General features: G+C 62.7%; 14 protein-coding genes. 5 read left to right on the plus strand and 9 right to left on the minus strand.

The genetic code is table 11. The features are described from left to right. Positions 1 to 3: 3 nt before the first annotated feature. Genes KYT97_RS09755 through KYT97_RS09770 form a run of 4 tightly spaced genes read right to left on the minus strand, consistent with a single transcriptional unit; the run spans position 4 to position 5,283 of the window. Positions 4 to 1,602, minus strand: a complete 1,599-nt coding sequence (locus tag KYT97_RS09755; protein ID WP_219112162.1) for an acyl-CoA carboxylase subunit beta — start codon at positions 1,600 to 1,602, stop codon at positions 4 to 6. After that, positions 1,599 to 2,747 (minus strand): acyl-CoA dehydrogenase family protein, encoded by a 1,149-nt coding sequence (locus KYT97_RS09760; RefSeq protein WP_042921024.1) that lies wholly within the window; start codon positions 2,745 to 2,747, stop codon positions 1,599 to 1,601. The genes KYT97_RS09755 and KYT97_RS09760 overlap by 4 nt, the downstream gene beginning before the upstream one ends. After that, the gene (locus KYT97_RS09765; protein ID WP_219112163.1) at positions 2,744 to 4,465 is read right to left on the minus strand and encodes an acyclic terpene utilization AtuA family protein; all 1,722 of its coding nucleotides are present in this window, start codon (positions 4,463 to 4,465) and stop codon (positions 2,744 to 2,746) included. Before KYT97_RS09765 ends, KYT97_RS09760 begins: the two co-directional genes overlap by 4 nt. After that, on the minus strand, positions 4,462 to 5,283 hold the full coding sequence (locus tag KYT97_RS09770; RefSeq protein WP_172936269.1) for a TIGR03084 family metal-binding protein: 822 nt from the start codon (positions 5,281 to 5,283) through the stop codon (positions 4,462 to 4,464). Before KYT97_RS09770 ends, KYT97_RS09765 begins: the two co-directional genes overlap by 4 nt. A 109-nt stretch (positions 5,284 to 5,392) precedes the next feature. Between KYT97_RS09770 and KYT97_RS09775 the strand changes: the two genes are divergently transcribed. From KYT97_RS09775 to KYT97_RS09785, 3 genes are read left to right on the plus strand one after another with little or no spacing between them, the layout of a single operon-like run. Then, entirely contained in the window at positions 5,393 to 6,193 is an 801-nt protein-coding gene (locus KYT97_RS09775; RefSeq protein WP_033236429.1) for a crotonase/enoyl-CoA hydratase family protein, read from the plus strand. After that, the gene (locus tag KYT97_RS09780) at positions 6,190 to 7,050 is read left to right on the plus strand and encodes an EamA family transporter (protein WP_033236430.1); all 861 of its coding nucleotides are present in this window, start codon (positions 6,190 to 6,192) and stop codon (positions 7,048 to 7,050) included. The genes KYT97_RS09775 and KYT97_RS09780 overlap by 4 nt, the downstream gene beginning before the upstream one ends. A gap of 45 nt (positions 7,051 to 7,095) precedes the next feature. Continuing rightward, entirely contained in the window at positions 7,096 to 7,623 is a 528-nt protein-coding gene (locus KYT97_RS09785; RefSeq protein ID WP_033236431.1) for a gamma carbonic anhydrase family protein, read from the plus strand. Positions 7,624 to 7,663: 40 nt separating this feature from the next. Here the strand turns inward: KYT97_RS09785 and KYT97_RS09790 are convergent, their stop codons facing one another. The 5 genes from KYT97_RS09790 to KYT97_RS09810 all read right to left on the minus strand — a co-directional run bounded on the left by KYT97_RS09790 (position 7,664) and on the right by KYT97_RS09810 (position 12,979). Continuing rightward, positions 7,664 to 8,650 (minus strand): pirin family protein, encoded by a 987-nt coding sequence (locus KYT97_RS09790; protein WP_033236432.1) that lies wholly within the window; start codon positions 8,648 to 8,650, stop codon positions 7,664 to 7,666. Positions 8,651 to 8,689: 39 nt separating this feature from the next. After that, positions 8,690 to 9,784, minus strand: a complete 1,095-nt coding sequence (locus KYT97_RS09795) for an LLM class flavin-dependent oxidoreductase (protein ID WP_033236433.1) — start codon at positions 9,782 to 9,784, stop codon at positions 8,690 to 8,692. A gap of 147 nt (positions 9,785 to 9,931) precedes the next feature. Next, a complete protein-coding gene (locus KYT97_RS09800) occupies positions 9,932 to 11,458 on the minus strand; it encodes a DHA2 family efflux MFS transporter permease subunit (protein ID WP_033236434.1) in 1,527 nt (508 codons plus the stop codon). Further along, entirely contained in the window at positions 11,455 to 11,925 is a 471-nt protein-coding gene (locus KYT97_RS09805; protein WP_033236435.1) for a MarR family winged helix-turn-helix transcriptional regulator, read from the minus strand. The genes KYT97_RS09800 and KYT97_RS09805 overlap by 4 nt, the downstream gene beginning before the upstream one ends. 88 nt (positions 11,926 to 12,013) lie before the next feature. Continuing rightward, entirely contained in the window at positions 12,014 to 12,979 is a 966-nt protein-coding gene (locus tag KYT97_RS09810) for an NADPH:quinone oxidoreductase family protein (RefSeq protein WP_095886696.1), read from the minus strand. 377 nt (positions 12,980 to 13,356) lie between these two features. Here KYT97_RS09810 and KYT97_RS09815 point away from each other — a divergent pair, with 377 nt between their 5' ends. Both KYT97_RS09815 and KYT97_RS09820 read left to right on the plus strand, forming a co-directional pair. Then, positions 13,357 to 14,076 (plus strand): ANTAR domain-containing response regulator, encoded by a 720-nt coding sequence (locus tag KYT97_RS09815; RefSeq protein WP_052683643.1) that lies wholly within the window; start codon positions 13,357 to 13,359, stop codon positions 14,074 to 14,076. A gap of 3 nt (positions 14,077 to 14,079) precedes the next feature. Beyond that, positions 14,080 to 15,165, plus strand: coding sequence for a glycosyltransferase family 4 protein (locus tag KYT97_RS09820; protein WP_116101702.1), 1,086 nt, complete (start codon positions 14,080 to 14,082; stop codon positions 15,163 to 15,165). The last annotated feature ends 79 nt before the right edge of the window (positions 15,166 to 15,244 follow it).

Here is a 15,244-nt window from a genome sequence, read left to right on the forward strand (position 1 = left end):
GCCTCACATACGGAAGACGCCGAAGTTCTCGGTGCCTTCGATCGGGGCGGTGGCAATGGCCGACAGGCACATTCCCACCACGGTGCGGGTGTCTCGGGGATCGATGACGCCGTCGTCATACAGACGCCCGGACAAGAACATCGGAAGTGACTCGGCCTCGATCTGGTTCTCGATCATCGCTCGCATGCCGGCATCAGCCTGCTCGTCGAAAACCTGGCCGCGGGCCTCGGCAGCAGCGCGTCCCACGATGGAGATGACGCCGGCGAGCTGCGCACCGCCCATGACGGCGGACTTGGAACTGGGCCAGGCAAAGAGGAATCTCGGATCGAATGCCCGTCCGCACATGCCGTAGTGACCGGCGCCGTACGACGCTCCGAGCAGGATGGAGATGTGCGGAACCTTGGAGTTGGCTACTGCATTGATCATCATCGATCCGTGCTTGATCATGCCGCCCTCCTCGTATTCCTTACCCACCATGTAGCCGGTGGTGTTGTGTAGGAACAGCAACGGCGTGTTGGAGCGGTTGGCAAGCTGGATGAACTGCGTGGCCTTCTGGGACTCTTCGCTGAAGAGAACTCCACGGGCGTTGGCCAGGATGCCGATCGGGTAACCGTTGAGCTCGGCCCAGCCGGTCACGAGGGAGGAACCGTAGAGCGGCTTGAACTCGTCGAAGTCGGAACCGTCGACGATACGGGCGATGACCTCGCGCGGATCGAAGGGGATCTTCAGGTCGGCCGGAACGATGCCGAGCAACTCTTCCGGATCCTCGAGCGGTTCGATGATCTCTGCTCGGGGCGCCGGCCCCTTCTTGGTCCAGTTGAGTCGCTTGACGATCGAGCGCCCGATGCGGATCGCGTCCTGCTCGTCGACTGCGAAGTAGTCGGCCAGTCCCGACTTGCGGGCGTGCATTTCGGCGCCGCCGAGTGCCTCGTCGTCGGATTCCTCACCGGTGGCCATCTTGACCAACGGCGGGCCTGCGAGGAACACCTTGGAGCGTTCCTTGATCATCACGACGTGGTCGGACATGCCCGGGATGTACGCGCCGCCGGCAGTCGAGTTACCGAAGACCAGTGCAATGGTGGGGATACCGGCGGCGGAGAGCTGTGTAAGGTCACGGAACATACGCCCGCCCGGGATGAACACCTCCTTCTGCGTCGGCAGGTCTGCACCGCCGGACTCGACCAGCGAGATGACAGGAAGGCGGTTCTGCATGGCGATGTCGTTGGCGCGGAATCCCTTACGCAGCGTCCACGGGTTGCTGGTGCCGCCGCGCACGGTGGGATCGTTGGCAACGATCAGGCATTCGACACCTTCGACGACGCCGATACCGACCACGGTGCTGGCGCCGACCGGGAAGTCACTCCCCCACGCAGCGAGGGGACACAGTTCGAGGAACGGCGAATCCTGATCGAGCAGGAGTTCGATCCGCTCGCGTGCCAGGAGTTTTCCTCGCTTGTGGTGCCGCTCGGTGTATTTCTCGCCGCCGCCCGCCAGCGCCTTGGCGTGCTCGACCTCGATCTCGGCGAGCTTGGTGTTCATGGTCGATGTTGCGGTCTGGTACACCTCGGAATTGGTGTCCAGTGTTGACCGGATGACACTCATGACTGATACCCCAATCGCTTGGCCGCGAGGCCGGTGAGGATTTCGGTGGTTCCGCCACCGATTCCCAGAATTCGCATGTCCCGGTACTGCCTCTCCACTTCACTTTCCTGCATGTATCCGAGGCCGCCGAACAGCTGAACGGCTTGGTTCGCAACCCATTCGCCCGTCTCGACTGCCGTGTTCTTGGCGAAGCACACCTCGGCGATCAGATCGCCGTCACCGGCCATGTGCCGTTCGATCACCGAATGCGTGTACACCTTGGCGACGTCGATCTTGCGGGCCATCTCGGTGACGGTGTTCTGCACGGCCTGCCGACTGATGAGGGGTCGACCGAAAGTCTCGCGGGCGCGGCACCATTCGAGGGTCAGCTCCAGGCAACGTTCTGCACTGGCATACGCCTGGGCGGCGAGGGCGACCCGCTCGGAGACAAATGCCTGCGCGATCTGCGCGAAGCCGCTGTTCTCTGCGCCGACCAGATTCTCCACCGGAACCCGGGCGTCGACAAAGGACAGTTCCGCTGTATCCGACGCGCGCCAGCCCATCTTCTCGAGTTTGCGCGAGACGGTGAATCCCGGTGTGCCCTTCTCGATCACGAGCAGTGAGACACCACCCGCGCCGGGGCCACCGGTGCGCACTGCGGTGACGACGAAGTCCGCTCGAACGCCGGAGGTGATGAACGTCTTGGCGCCGTTCACGACGTAATGATCGCCGTCGCGCTTGGCTGTGGTTGTCAGGTGCCCGACGTCGCTGCCTCCGCCGGGCTCGGTGATGGCGAGCGAGCCGATCTTGTCGCCGCGCAGGGTCGGCTTGACCCACTTCTCGATCTGCGCCTCGTCGCCGGCCGCAATCAGGTGCGGCACCGCGATGCCGCAGGTGAACAGCGAAGCGAACAGCCCGCCCGACGCACCTGCCTGATGCATCTCCTCACAGATCACGATGGAGTCGACGGCGTCGCCGCCCTCACCACCGGCCGATTCGGGCGCACTGGCCCCAAGGAGCCCGAGAGCGCCTGCCTTGCGGTGCAATTCGCGGGGAATCTCGCCGTCACGCTCCCACTGCGTCAGGTGCGGCAGAATCTCCTGGTTCACGAATCCGCGTACGGTCTCGCGAAGCGCAAGCCTTTCCGGTGTGGTCCACACGGTCACCGTGAATCCTCTTTCTCGTCAGTTGTGGGGAGTAGCGAAATCGGGATGTCGATGTGGCGCGAGCGCAGCCATTCACCAATTCCCTTGGCCTGCGGATCGAACCGCGCCTGCGAGGCAACACCCTGACCGAGGATTCCCTCGATCACGAAGTTGACGGCACGAAGGTGCGGAAGCTGGTAGCGAGTGACGGTAAGCTCCGCCGCCTCGGGCAGTAGTTCCTTGAGTTTCTCGACGGACAGAGTGTGCACCAACCACTTCCACTGATCGTCCGTGCGAACCCAGACGCCGACGTTGGCGTTTCCACCCTTGTCGCCACTACGGGCACCGGCGATCGTGCCGAGTGGCACCGAGAGCGAAGTCTGTGGCGGCAACGGCTCCGGACGCTCAGGTTCGTCGACAGGTTCGAGGTCCTGCGTCAGCGTCGACGGAGCGATGTCCACCCGCGTGCCGTCTGGCAGTACGGCCACGTGAGGCACCGATCCCGCGTCGACGTAGCCGGGGGTGAACACTCCGTACGGTTGTCCGTTGCTCGGCGGCGCGGTCAGCGAGAAGCCTGGGTAACTGGCGAGTGCCATTTCCACCGCAACCGCGGAGAAGGGGCGACCGATCACCTTGGGGTCGGAATCGCGAACCACGCAGCGCAGCAACGCACTCGCTGTTTCCTCGGTGTCGGAATCCGGGTGATCTGTGCGAGCGAGAGTCCAGACCAGTTCGGCGGGCTTCTTCGTCAGCCAGGATTCGAGTTGAGTCTTCGCCAGATCGGCCTTGGCCTCGATGTCGAGACCCGTGAGGATGAACGTGGCCTCGTTGCGGAACCCGGCCAGCGTGTTGAGTGAGACCTTGTACTGCGGCGGCGGAGCCTCGCCCGTGACTCCGCTGATCAGCACCCGATCCGGGCCTTCCTGGGTGAGCACCGCGTTGTCGATACGGGTGGTCACATCCGGGCCTGCGTAGCGTCCGCCCGTGATCTCGTACAACAGCTGCGCCGTCACCGTGCCGACGCTCACCTCGCCGTCCGTTCCGGAATGCTTGGTGATGACCGAGGATCCGTCCGCGTTGATCTCGGCGATCGGGAAGCCAGGACGGCCCAGATTGGGAATCTCGGTGAAGAACGCGTAGTTGCCGCCGGTGGCCTGGGTTCCGCACTCGATGACGTGGCCAGCCGCGACAGCACCGGCCAATTGATCGAAATCATCTCGCTTCCAACCGAAGTGATGAGCGGCTGGACCGACGATCACCGACGCATCGGTGACACGACCGGTGACCACGACATCGACGTCCGCCGACAAGGCTTCGACTATGCCCCAGGCGCCGAGGTACGCATTGGCCGTCAGCGGGGAGCCGAGTCCGAGTTCGTCTGCCCGAGAGATCAAATCGTCACCCTCGACGTGGGCGATCTTCGCGTTCAACCCCAGCCTGGTGTTGACCTCGCGCAGCGCGTCCGCCAGTCCGGCCGGGTTGAGGCCGCCGGCATTCGCGACGATCTTCACGCCCTTGTCGAGCGCGAGGCCGAGGGTGTCCTCGACCTGTCGCAGGAACGTCTTCGCGTAGCCGAGCGACGGGTCCTTCATCCGGTCCCGGCCGAGGATCAGCATCGTCAGTTCGGCCAGATAGTCGCCGGTCAGGTAGTCGAGTTCGCCGCCCTCGAGCATCTCGCGCATCGCCGAGACGCGGTCGCCGTAGAACCCGGAGCAATTACCGATCCGTACCGAACTCATCTGTCCACCTTCGCTTCTCGTCCCTCACCGCTCGCTCCGATGGCGGCTCGCCCCTCGCCGCCGGGTCCGGCAAATGCCTGCGCAAACCCCAACCACTCGTCTGCGTCGGCGCCAACGGCAACCAGATCGAGATCGGCGCGATTGGCGCGCTGGGTGACCAGCAGGCAGAAGTCCAACGCCGGCCCGGTCACCTTCTGCGGCGCATCTTCCGGCCCCCAGGTCCAGAGCGAACCGTCCGGCGCCGTCAACTCCACCCGGAAATCGTCGGCGGGCGGCGTCTTCTCGTTGACCGAGTACGCAAAGTTCCGCGTCCGCACACCCAGATGAGCGATGTTCTTGATGCGCGCCGTCGGAGCGCGTTCGACGCCGAGTGTGTCGGCGACGTCCTGCCCGTGCGCCCACGTCTCCATCAATCGCGCGGTTGCCATGGAGACACCGCCCATGGGCGGGCCGTACCAGGGGAACTTGGTGCCGGCCGGGGCAGCGGTGAGCGCCTCGACGAGAGCAATGCGCCCCGCCCGCCAATCGGCGAGCAACTCTGCGGGCGGGCGGGCTGCCTGCTCGGCAGCACCGTCGTCGACAAACCCGGCCGGATTCACGAACGCCGCCTTCAACTGCTCCGCGAACCCGTCCGGGTCGGTGACAGCCAGGATCGCAGCACTGTCCGTCCAATGCAGGTGCCCGATCTGATGCGCGATGGTCCACCCTTCCGCGGGCGTCATTGTCGCCCACTTCTCCTCGGGCAGATCCGCAACCAGGGCGTCGAGGCTCTCGCCTTCGGCCCGCAAGTCATCGATGAACGTCTGAAGTTCGGCCATGCGACCAGCATCACACCCGGGTCCATAAAAATCAAGCACGAATGATTGTTATTTGGAAATCTCGCGATGAGAGACTGAGCTCAACTGCCATCGACTATCAGGAGCACCCATGAGCGACGCCGTACTGATCTCGCGAACCGGCGATGTGGTCACGTGGACCCTCAATCGCCCGGACACCCGCAACGCCATCTCCGAGATCGACATGATCGAGGCCCTCGAAGACGCGGTCACCGCAGTCAACCGAGATCAGAGTGTGCGCGCAGTCATCCTCACGGGGGCCGGGTCGGCTTTCTCCTCCGGCGGCAACGTCAAACACATGCGAGACAAGGAAGGCATGTTCGGTGGTGCTCCCGGCGAGATCCGCCAGGGCTACCGGCACGGCATCCAGCGCATTCCGCTCGCGCTGTACACGTGTGAGGTGCCGACCATCGCCGCGGTCAACGGCCCGGCCATCGGAGCGGGCTGCGACCTCTCACTCATGTGCGACCTCCGCATCGCCTCGACCGCCGCAGTCTTCGCCGAGAGCTTCGTCAAGGTGGGACTCATCCCCGGCGACGGCGGAGCCTGGCTGCTCCCCCGCGCGATCGGCAACGCCCGCGCCGCCGAGATGGCGTTCACCGGCGAACCGATCGACGCGACCAAGGCACTCGACTGGGGTCTGGTCTCGCAGATCACCGAGCCCGAAGAATTGCTTCCCGCAGCGCACGCTTTGGCAGCGCGAGTAGCCGCCAATCCCCCGCAGGTGCTCCGCATGACCAAGAAACTGCTCCGCGAGGGCCAGCACCAGAGCCTCGAGAGTTTGCTCGAACTCTCGGCCGCCATGCAGTCGATCGCCCATCACACTCGCGATCACCACGAAGCCGTTGCCGCGATGCTCGAGCGTCGAAGTCCTGAGTTCACCGGAGAATGAAGGCCGGCAGTCAGCTTCTGCCGGTCGGCGCAGTCCTCACCTCGATACTTTCGCTCCAGTTCGGAGCGGCATTCGCGACGACCCTGTTCTCGCAGATCGGGCCGGCCGGTGCCACGACGCTTCGGCTGACGATCGCCGCGATCATCCTCGGAGTCATCGTCCGCCCACGATGGAGCAGGTGGTCGAACCGGCAGCGCAAGGGCATATTTGCGCTCGGCGTTTCTCTGGCCGTCATGAACGGGGCCTTCTACATGGCCCTCGACACGGTGCCCATCGGAACGGCCGTCACCATCGAATTTCTCGGGCCACTCACACTTGCCGCGGTGCTGTCGAAGCGCTGGGCCGACGGTGCCTGGGTGCTGCTTGCCTTCGGCGGAGTACTGCTCCTCGGATTGGGTGATCACGGGGAATCCGGACTCGACGTCGTCGGCGTGATCTACGCACTCATTGCGGCCGCAGCCTGGGCGGGATACATCATCGCCGGTTCACACCTCGCCGCAACACTTCCGAGTGCCGACGGTCTGGCCGGTGCCACGATTGTGGCGGCCGTCCTCACCCTGCCGTTCGGTGTGGTCTCCGGAGGATCCGAACTGCTCGATCCGAAGATGCTTGCCGCCGGCGCGGCCGTAGCCATCCTCTCGTCCGTCATTCCGTACAGCCTGGAAATGTGGGCGCTGCGATCCTTGGCCAAGAAGGTCTTTGCCGTCCTCATTGCGCTCGAACCGGCAGCAGCAGCGTTGGCCGGCGTAGTCATCATCGGACAGACACTCGACTCCATGACCCTGGTTGCCATCGGACTTGTGGTCGTGGCGGGCATCGGCACCGTTGTCATGAATCGAAAGCCCACCCCGAAATAGTCCAGGTACCGTCAGAGCACGTTCATTCCAACGCACAGGAGAACCATGACCAACCCGATCATCGCCACCGTTCTCGGACGCACCCCGCAGATCGACGAGAGCGCGTTCATCGCACCCAATGCCACCGTTGTCGGCGCAGTGACCATCGCTGCCGGCGCCAGCATCTGGTACGGCGCGGTCATTCGCGGCGACGCCGAATCGATCTCCATCGGCGCGGACACCAACATCCAGGACAACTGCACGGTGCATGCAGACCCGACGTTCCCCGCGGTTCTGGGCGAGCGAATCTCGGTCGGCCACAACGCGGTGTTGCACGGGTGCACCGTCGAAGACGACGTGCTGGTCGGCATGGGCGCAGTGGTGCTCAACGGCGCACACATCGGTTCGGGATCACTGATCGCGGCCGGCGCCGTCGTCTCGCAGGGGATGCAGATCCCGCCCGGATCACTGGTCGCCGGCGTACCGGCCAAGGTCAAACGTGAACTCTCCGAAGGCGAAAAGGCCGGGATCAGCGCCAACGGCGCCGGTTACATCATGCTCGCCAAGGCCCATCAGGACATCGAACAGGCCTGATCGACACGACGCTTGCGGCCGGAAGCAGCAAGAGACGCGGCTAACCTCGGGGCCGCAACGTACTGTTCGGCAACTCGGGTGCCGGGAGCGCCGGACCGTCGTATCCCGGCACTACGCCGAAACGTTGATCAGGGACGCTGCCGTCGAATCCAGAGGCCAGTTCGGCCTGCCACTTGCGTCGATACTCGACGATCTCTTCGTGCGTGCGGCCCATGAAGTTCCACCACATGATGACCTGCTCGCCCAACGGCTTGCCGCCGAGCAGCAGGACCCGAGCTGGTTCGGAACCCGGGTTGCGTAATGTCAGCTTCCCGAAACCCGGTGCTTGATAACCCAACTCGGCCCAGCCGACGGTGGTGCCACGCAGCACTACCGATCCTTGATCGACGATCACTCCGTGTTCGTGCGAACGATCGACGTCGAGCGCAATGTCAGCGCCCGGATCGAGAACTATCTCGGCACCGAGCAATTCGGTGAAGGTGGATACCGGCGATTTCTCGCCGGCCAACGAGCCGAGGAACACGCTGAGCCTGGCGCCCCCAATGGTCACCGGTTCCGGTCGATAGTGAACAAACGCGGGGGCGGTATCGCGAGCCGCGTCCGGGAGAGCCACCCACAGCTGCATGCCGTGCAGAACCTTCGTTTTCGGCGTCGAGACCTCCGAATGCGCGATCCCGCTACCGGCCGTCATCAAGTTAAGTTCGCCCGGGCGCACCATCGCGTGAGAGCCGATGCTGTCGCGATGCTCGATCTCACCCGTGAACAACCAACTGACCGTCTGCAAACCGGTGTGTGGATGCGGCGGCACATGCATGCCGGGCCCCGAGCCGACGTCGTCCGGCCCGTAGTGATCGGCGAAGCACCACGCCCCGATCAGCGAACGATCGCGCTGCGGCAATGTGCGCCGCACCCGCATTGCCCGTGGGCCACCGAGCGGAACATCCCGCGGGGTGAGGATCTGAATCTCGCTGTTGTCAGGTTTGCCTTCACATTCCTGCTCTACGGGATGCATGTCGAGGTTGCTCATCTCTTCATCCTGCCTCGGGTTGCGTCAGGGTGCCCAGAACTATGCCGAGACCGCACTTGTGTCACGCGCGGCCTTCATCGACGCGTGGGTGGGCGGGTTGTCCGGGACATGCGCCGGACGACGAGCCGCGAATTCACGACGCAGAACCGGTACAACTTCCTCGCCGAGAAGATCGAGCTGCTCGAGCACCGTCTTCAGCGGAAGACCCGCGTGATCCATGAGGAACAGCTGGCGCTGGTAGTCGCCGAAGAAATCCGCGAACGCGAGGGTCTTCTCGATGACCTGCTCCGGCGAACCGACTGTCAGCGGCGTCTGCTCGGTGAACTCTTCGAGCGACGGTCCGTGACCGTACACCGGCGCATTGTCGAAGTACGGGCGGAATTCCTTGACGGCGTCCTGACTGTTCTTACGCATGAAGACCTGACCGCCCAGCCCGACGATCGCCTGATCGGCGGTGCCGTGTCCGTAATGCTCGTAGCGCTGACGGTAGAGGTTGATGAGCTCGATGTAGTGCTCCTTGGGCCAGAAGATGTTGTTCGCGAAGAACCCGTCACCGTGATACGCCGCGATTTCCGCGATCTCAGGACTGCGAATCGAGCCGTGCCACACAAAGGGTGCGATGCCGTCGAGCGGACGTGGTGTGGACGTGAAACCTTGCAGCGGAGTGCGGTACTCCCCTTGCCAGTTCACCACTTCCTCGTCCCAAAGCCGGCGCAAGAGCTGATAGTTCTCGAGGGCCAACGGAATACCCGCGCGAATGTCCTTGCCGAACCACGGGTACACGGGCGCCGTGTTGCCACGCCCCATCATGAGGTCGACGCGACCCTCCGCGAGATGCTGGAGCATCGCGTAGTCTTCGGCGATCTTCACCGGATCGTTGGTGGTGATCAGCGTCGTTGACGTGGACAGCGTGATCTTCTCGGTCTGTGCAGCGATGTAGCCGAGCATCGTGGTGGGTGACGACGGCACAAACGGCTTGTTGTGGTGCTCGCCTGTTGCGAAGACGTCGAGTCCCACGTCTTCGGCATGCTTGGCGATAGTGGTCATCGCCTTGATGCGCTCGTGCTCGGTGGGCGTGACCCCTGTCGTGGGGTCTGTGGTGACGTCACCGACTGTGAAGATTCCGAACTGCATGGCTACTCCTGTTCAGGGCGTTGATCCCTACGACTGCATGTAGATAATTTAACATTCAACCATCTGGGGCTATTCCCGCACCCTGAACAGCACTGAGGGCGGTAGGCACACCATGTGCTTACCGCCCTCAGCGCAAAAGAATACGTGTCAGTGCATCATGATCGGCGCCGCTGAATCACCCTCGGCTACAACTCGCGTCGTCTTGCTACGCGGCAGGAAGAATGCCGGGATGAAGGTCAAAGCAATCAAGACGGTAGCAACAAGGAACGTGTTGCCGAATGCGTCGGCGGCAGAACTCAGAATCGAATCGACCGTCGACGGATCCGGTCCCACCGGCGGCGGAAGGTGCGCCATGCCGACTTCATTGCTTGTCAGATCGCGATTGAGCAACTGGTTGGTGAGAACCACGGACATCACAGCGGTACCGATAGAGCCGGCGGTCTGCTGAACGATATTCATGAGTGTCGAACCGCGAGCGATCTGCTCGTTGGACAGCGTCACGATCGCGGCCGTCATCAGCGGCATCATCGTGCAGCCCATACCCATACCCATCACGAACAGGGCAGCCATCAGCATCCAGGTCGGGGAATCGGAAGCGACCTGCGTAAAGACACCCATGCCGATCAGGATCAACGGCAGACCCGTCAACACGATCTTGCCTGCGCCCATCTTGTCCACGAGTCGGCCGGCGATCGGCATGGTCAGCATTGCGCCAAGCCCCTGCGGAGCCATGAGGAGGCCGGCCTCGAGGGTCGTGTGGCCACCCACCTGGATGAAGAAACTCGGGAACAACAGACCCGCGCCCATGAACGCCACGATGAACAGTGACGTCGTGATCACGGCGACCGACAACTGCCGGTTCTTGAACAAGCGCAGGTCGATCAGCGGATGATCCTTACGCAGCGCATGGAACACAAACGCGATGATCAGAACCAAGCCGATACCGGCGGAGACCAAGACCCTGGCCGACGCGACGGTCCCGACCTCGGGGATCGACGACACACCGAAGAGGAACAGCGCCAGGCCCGGCGACAGCAGCACCATGCCGAGGAAGTCGAACGACTCCGAAGGCTGGGGCTTGTCCGAAGGCAGAATCTTGAACGCTGCCGCCAACGCAATGGCACCGATCGGCAGGTTGATCAGGAAGATCCAGTGCCAGCTTGCGACCTCGATCAGCCAACCACCGAGGATCGGTCCACCGATGGGGCCGAGCAGCATCGGAATACCGAGCACAGCCATGACACGACCGATCCGTTCCGGACCAGCAGCCTTGGTCATGATCGTCATACCGAGCGGCATCAACATGCCGCCGCCAAGACCCTGCAGAACTCGGAAACCGATCAACGACGTGATGTCCCACGCCATCGCACAGGCAACCGAACCCAGCACGAACAGCACGAGCGCGGTCATGTACAGCCGTTTGGTACCGAATCGGTCCGCCGCCCAACCCGTCACCGGGATAACTGTTGCGAGAGCAAGCGTGTACGCCGTCATCGTCCATGCCACTGTGGCGTAGGACGTATCGAATTCCTCGGCAAATGTAGTCAGCGCGACGCTCACCACGGTCACGTCGAGAATCGACATGATGGCACCGAGCACCACCACGGATGCGATTTTGAGTACCGCACCGTCTAACTTGTCGGACGCCGGTGCCGGCGCGTTCGGCGATGTCATCGCGAAGTCTCCTGGGTAGATGCTCGCAGGTAGTCACCCGCGAGAATGGGCTCTAGCGCCTCGACAAGTCGAAGCCGTTCCGGCGCGGGCACGCGCGACGCAAAATCACGAAGCTGTCCACGCTTGCATTCGATGTGATTGGACGTGACCTTAACGCCGGCCTCCGACAGGGAAACCCGTTTGACGCGCCGGTCACGTTCGTCCTCACGCCGCACGACCAACCCCATCTGCACGAGGTGGTCGATATTGCGACCCGTCGCCGCCACCGAGAGCCGAAGCTCGTCGGCAACCTCGTTGATCGGGACGGGCGCATCGCACTGGCCGAGAGCAAACAGCACACGAACCTGACTGAACGAGAGATCCAACTCGATCAGTGCATCGATCGACTCCGAATCACCGGCGCTCATCAGGCGAGTGAACAACTCGTCGAGTGCTCCGAACAGGTCATCAGAATCCGAGGCGATCACCTGGCGAATAGTAGTGCGGATGCAACTATTGCCCAACCGTAACTAACGCGCAACCCGATTTCCGGTGAGCAACATCACCCTCGGAAACTCATTCCTGCACCAAAATGGCCTTTCCGAGAACTTTGCCCGTTTCCAAATCGGTGAGCGCCAAGGCCGCATCCTCCAGAAGGTATCGAGCCTTGACGATGGGACGCAACCCGTTTTCGACATGGCGCACCAGCGATGCATGCACCTCAGCAACTGCGTCGCGATCAGAACGTGTGAACTCACCCCACGCCGCCCCGACAATGCTGATGTTGCGGAACAGCACCCGGTTCAACTTCACCTCGGGAATCCCGCCGCCGGCAAATCCGATCACGACAAGGCGGCCTTCAGGGGCCAGAACGCGGACCGCCTCGTCGAAGGCGTCACCGCCGACGGGATCCACCACTATCTGCGCCCCCTTGCCGCCGGTCAGCTCGCGAACCCGCTCACCCCACCCCGGCGCCAGTGCCACCACCTCGTCAGCTCCCAACTCGCGGAGGAACTCCTCGACGCCGGCGCGTCGAACAACGGCGATTACCCGAGCACCGTGCGCCTTGGCCAACTGAATGGTCGCGGTGCCCACACCGCCGGCCGCGCCGAGAACAACTACGGTTTCGCCGGCCACGATCTTGGCGCGACGAGCCAGCGCAAACTCCATCGTCTGGTAATTGATGATCAAAGACGCGGCTTCGTCGAAATCCAAAGCGTCCGGGATTCGCAACACCTGCGAATGGTCGACTGCTATTCGTTCCGCATATCCCCCGAGATAGGTCGCCGCAAGGACCCGGTCGCCCGCAGTGAATCCCGATTCCTCCGGCGCCGTGATCACGACACCCGAGATTTCCGCACCGGGGACAAACGGGGGCTCCGGCCGGATTTGATACTTGCCGTAGGTGATCAACAAGTCCGGAAAACAGACTCCACTGGCCTTGACGTCGATGAGAACTTTGCCGGACGCATCAGGCTCGGGGATCTCCTCGAGGTCGAGTCCTTGCGGGCCGGACAACTCGGTAACAACCATCGCACGCACAGCAACTCCTCATCGAGAAAGCAATCGGACATCATCTGTTCCCGACCTTAGCCTGCCGTCCGACCATCCCGGCCGATAGAACCGGACGCAAGGTATGGAAACTCGCTTCGCAAGGGTCGCAAGGAAATTCGCCGTCGACCACGGGCCATATGGGTTCCCATTCATTCCCTGGGTCTGTACGCTTGGGTCATATCGGGATTTCAGTTTGTTTCTGACCTCAGGTTCCGTCCTCGGAACTGGATTTCAGAGCATCTGAATTCAAATATGTCCGAACCTTGTGCACTGGAACAAGATACGGAACATCTGCCACGTCTGCGCAGACTCCACTTCTGCGGGGACAAGTCACGGCACCGGTAACGACCTACGGTGGGATACCCATGCATGATGACGCCCTATACCTCTGTGCCCTGACCCATTTCGCGTCGCCGCCGCGCGAAGGTAACTCGGCAACGCAAACACTTCACGAACTCGTGTGCTACATCGCCGACATATTCGATACCGCAGCGGCAAGCATCACCGTCACCCTTCCCGATCAACCGGACATCACGTCGGTCAGCTCACCCGAATTCGATCGATGCGAACGAGAGTTTCGGATAGGGCCCGGGAGGTTACCCCGACTCGACAGCGTGCAGATCACCGATGTGCCGAGCGCCGCATACGCCTGGCCTGCCTTTGCTGCCCAAGCGAGCCACCTGGGCGTCAAAGCCGTGGCGGCGCTTCCGTTTTACCGGGAGGCGAGAATCTCGAGTGGCTCCGCGGCCCCCGCCCGAACCTCGATCGGGACGCTGACCGTCTTCTCGCACGAGATGATCATCTGGGACGACGACGATGTGAGCGCAGCCCAGGCACTGACCACCGTCGCGATGGGGTTCATACTCATGTCGCTCGAACTACACGAGCGCGAACGGGAATCCACGCAGCTGCAACATGCACTCGAAACCCGAATCGTTGTCGAACAGGCCAAGGGGATCATCTCGAAGGACCACAACACCACCATCGACTCGGCATACCAACTCATCCGCCGACGCGCACGCAGCCACAACGCGACCGTGCTGTCCGTCGCGCGGGCGATTGTCGAACTGGGACTGAAGGTGTGATCGATGCGCGTCGCTTTGGTGACACCGGCATTCCCGCCGTCCATCGGCGGAGTCGAAGACCACGTCGCGCAGTTGGCCACACATCTGAGCTCGACCGGGATCGATGTCGAAGTTTTCACCGGTAGCCGTCGAGCGGAAACGCCGGCGACCCCGCAAAAACGCGATTCGATTGTTCACCGCTACCCCGCGTGGACAACCACCGCCATGTCGGTCTCACCCCGACTTTTGGTGCGAACCATGCACCTCGACAATACTTTTGACATCGTCCACGTCCACAGCTATCACGCATCCTCCGCGTTGGCCGCATTGACGGGGTTCCATCGGCCGGTCGTCTTCACCCCACATTTTCACGGCACCGGACACACTCGATCCACCCGCATGCTGCATTCGCTCTACCGGAAATTCTCCCGAGCGCTTTTCACCTCGAGCTCCGCCGTTGTCTGTGTCTCCGATGCAGAACTCGAGTTGGTGCATTCGTATTTCCCGGGCCTCGAAACCTACACAACTGTCATTCCCAACGGCGTCGACGCAGCTGCAGTACGCGCCGCCACGCCGTATCCCGACGAAACCGCCACGCTGTTGTTTCACGGGCGATTGGAACCATACAAGCGGGTGGATCGGATCCTCGAGGCCATGGTCGAATTGCCCGACACCGTCCAGCTTGTTGTCGTCGGCGACGGTTCTGCTCGAAATGCACTGGCCGCCAGTTCCGCCCGCCTCGGACTCGGCGACCGGGTGCGGTTCACGGGACGGCTGGACACTCCTGGCATGCATCGCTGGCTCCGGACGGCGGACGTGTCCGTCTCGTTGTCCGAGCATGAAGCCTTTGGCATCGCCCCCCTCGAGTCGGCCGCTGCAGGATCACGAATCGTCCTGAGCGACATACCAGCTCATCGTGAGATTGTTCGGCGATTCCTCGGTACCGGAGCAGTCCTTATCCCACCGACTGCAGGCGCCACGTCCATAGCCCGTGCGATCGCACTTCAATTGAGTGCCGGTACCGGCGACGACGTGGTATTGCCTGACTGGGCCGGCGTGGCAACCGCAACAGCCCAGGTGTACCGACATGTACTCCGAGGGGAGCCGTAGCGTGGAGAGTCGCCGAGGAGTAAGTTCGAATTAGTCGGCATGCCCTTGTTCCCTGGTACTTCCGCACCGATATTCGGAG

This window comes from Rhodococcus globerulus (assembly GCF_019334125.1).
Taxonomy (GTDB): Bacteria; Actinomycetota; Actinomycetes; order Mycobacteriales; family Mycobacteriaceae; genus Rhodococcus_F; species Rhodococcus_F globerula.

Excerpts from the sequence above, each read along its gene's own strand:
- KYT97_RS09755 (WP_219112162.1), bottom strand. The coding sequence starts at position 1,602 with ATGAGTGTCATCCGGTCAACACTGGACACCAATTCCGAGGTGTACCAG.
- KYT97_RS09765 (WP_219112163.1), bottom strand. The coding sequence starts at position 4,465 with ATGAGTTCGGTACGGATCGGTAATTGCTCCGGGTTCTACGGCGACCGC.
- KYT97_RS09770 (WP_172936269.1), bottom strand. The coding sequence starts at position 5,283 with ATGGCCGAACTTCAGACGTTCATCGATGACTTGCGGGCCGAAGGCGAG.
- KYT97_RS09775 (WP_033236429.1), top strand. The coding sequence starts at position 5,393 with ATGAGCGACGCCGTACTGATCTCGCGAACCGGCGATGTGGTCACGTGG.
- KYT97_RS09780 (WP_033236430.1), top strand. The coding sequence starts at position 6,190 with ATGAAGGCCGGCAGTCAGCTTCTGCCGGTCGGCGCAGTCCTCACCTCG.
- KYT97_RS09785 (WP_033236431.1), top strand. The coding sequence starts at position 7,096 with ATGACCAACCCGATCATCGCCACCGTTCTCGGACGCACCCCGCAGATC.
- KYT97_RS09790 (WP_033236432.1), bottom strand. The coding sequence starts at position 8,650 with ATGAGCAACCTCGACATGCATCCCGTAGAGCAGGAATGTGAAGGCAAA.
- KYT97_RS09795 (WP_033236433.1), bottom strand. The coding sequence starts at position 9,784 with ATGCAGTTCGGAATCTTCACAGTCGGTGACGTCACCACAGACCCCACG.
- KYT97_RS09800 (WP_033236434.1), bottom strand. The coding sequence starts at position 11,458 with ATGACATCGCCGAACGCGCCGGCACCGGCGTCCGACAAGTTAGACGGT.
- KYT97_RS09815 (WP_052683643.1), top strand. The coding sequence starts at position 13,357 with ATGCATGATGACGCCCTATACCTCTGTGCCCTGACCCATTTCGCGTCG.
- KYT97_RS09820 (WP_116101702.1), top strand. The coding sequence starts at position 14,080 with ATGCGCGTCGCTTTGGTGACACCGGCATTCCCGCCGTCCATCGGCGGA.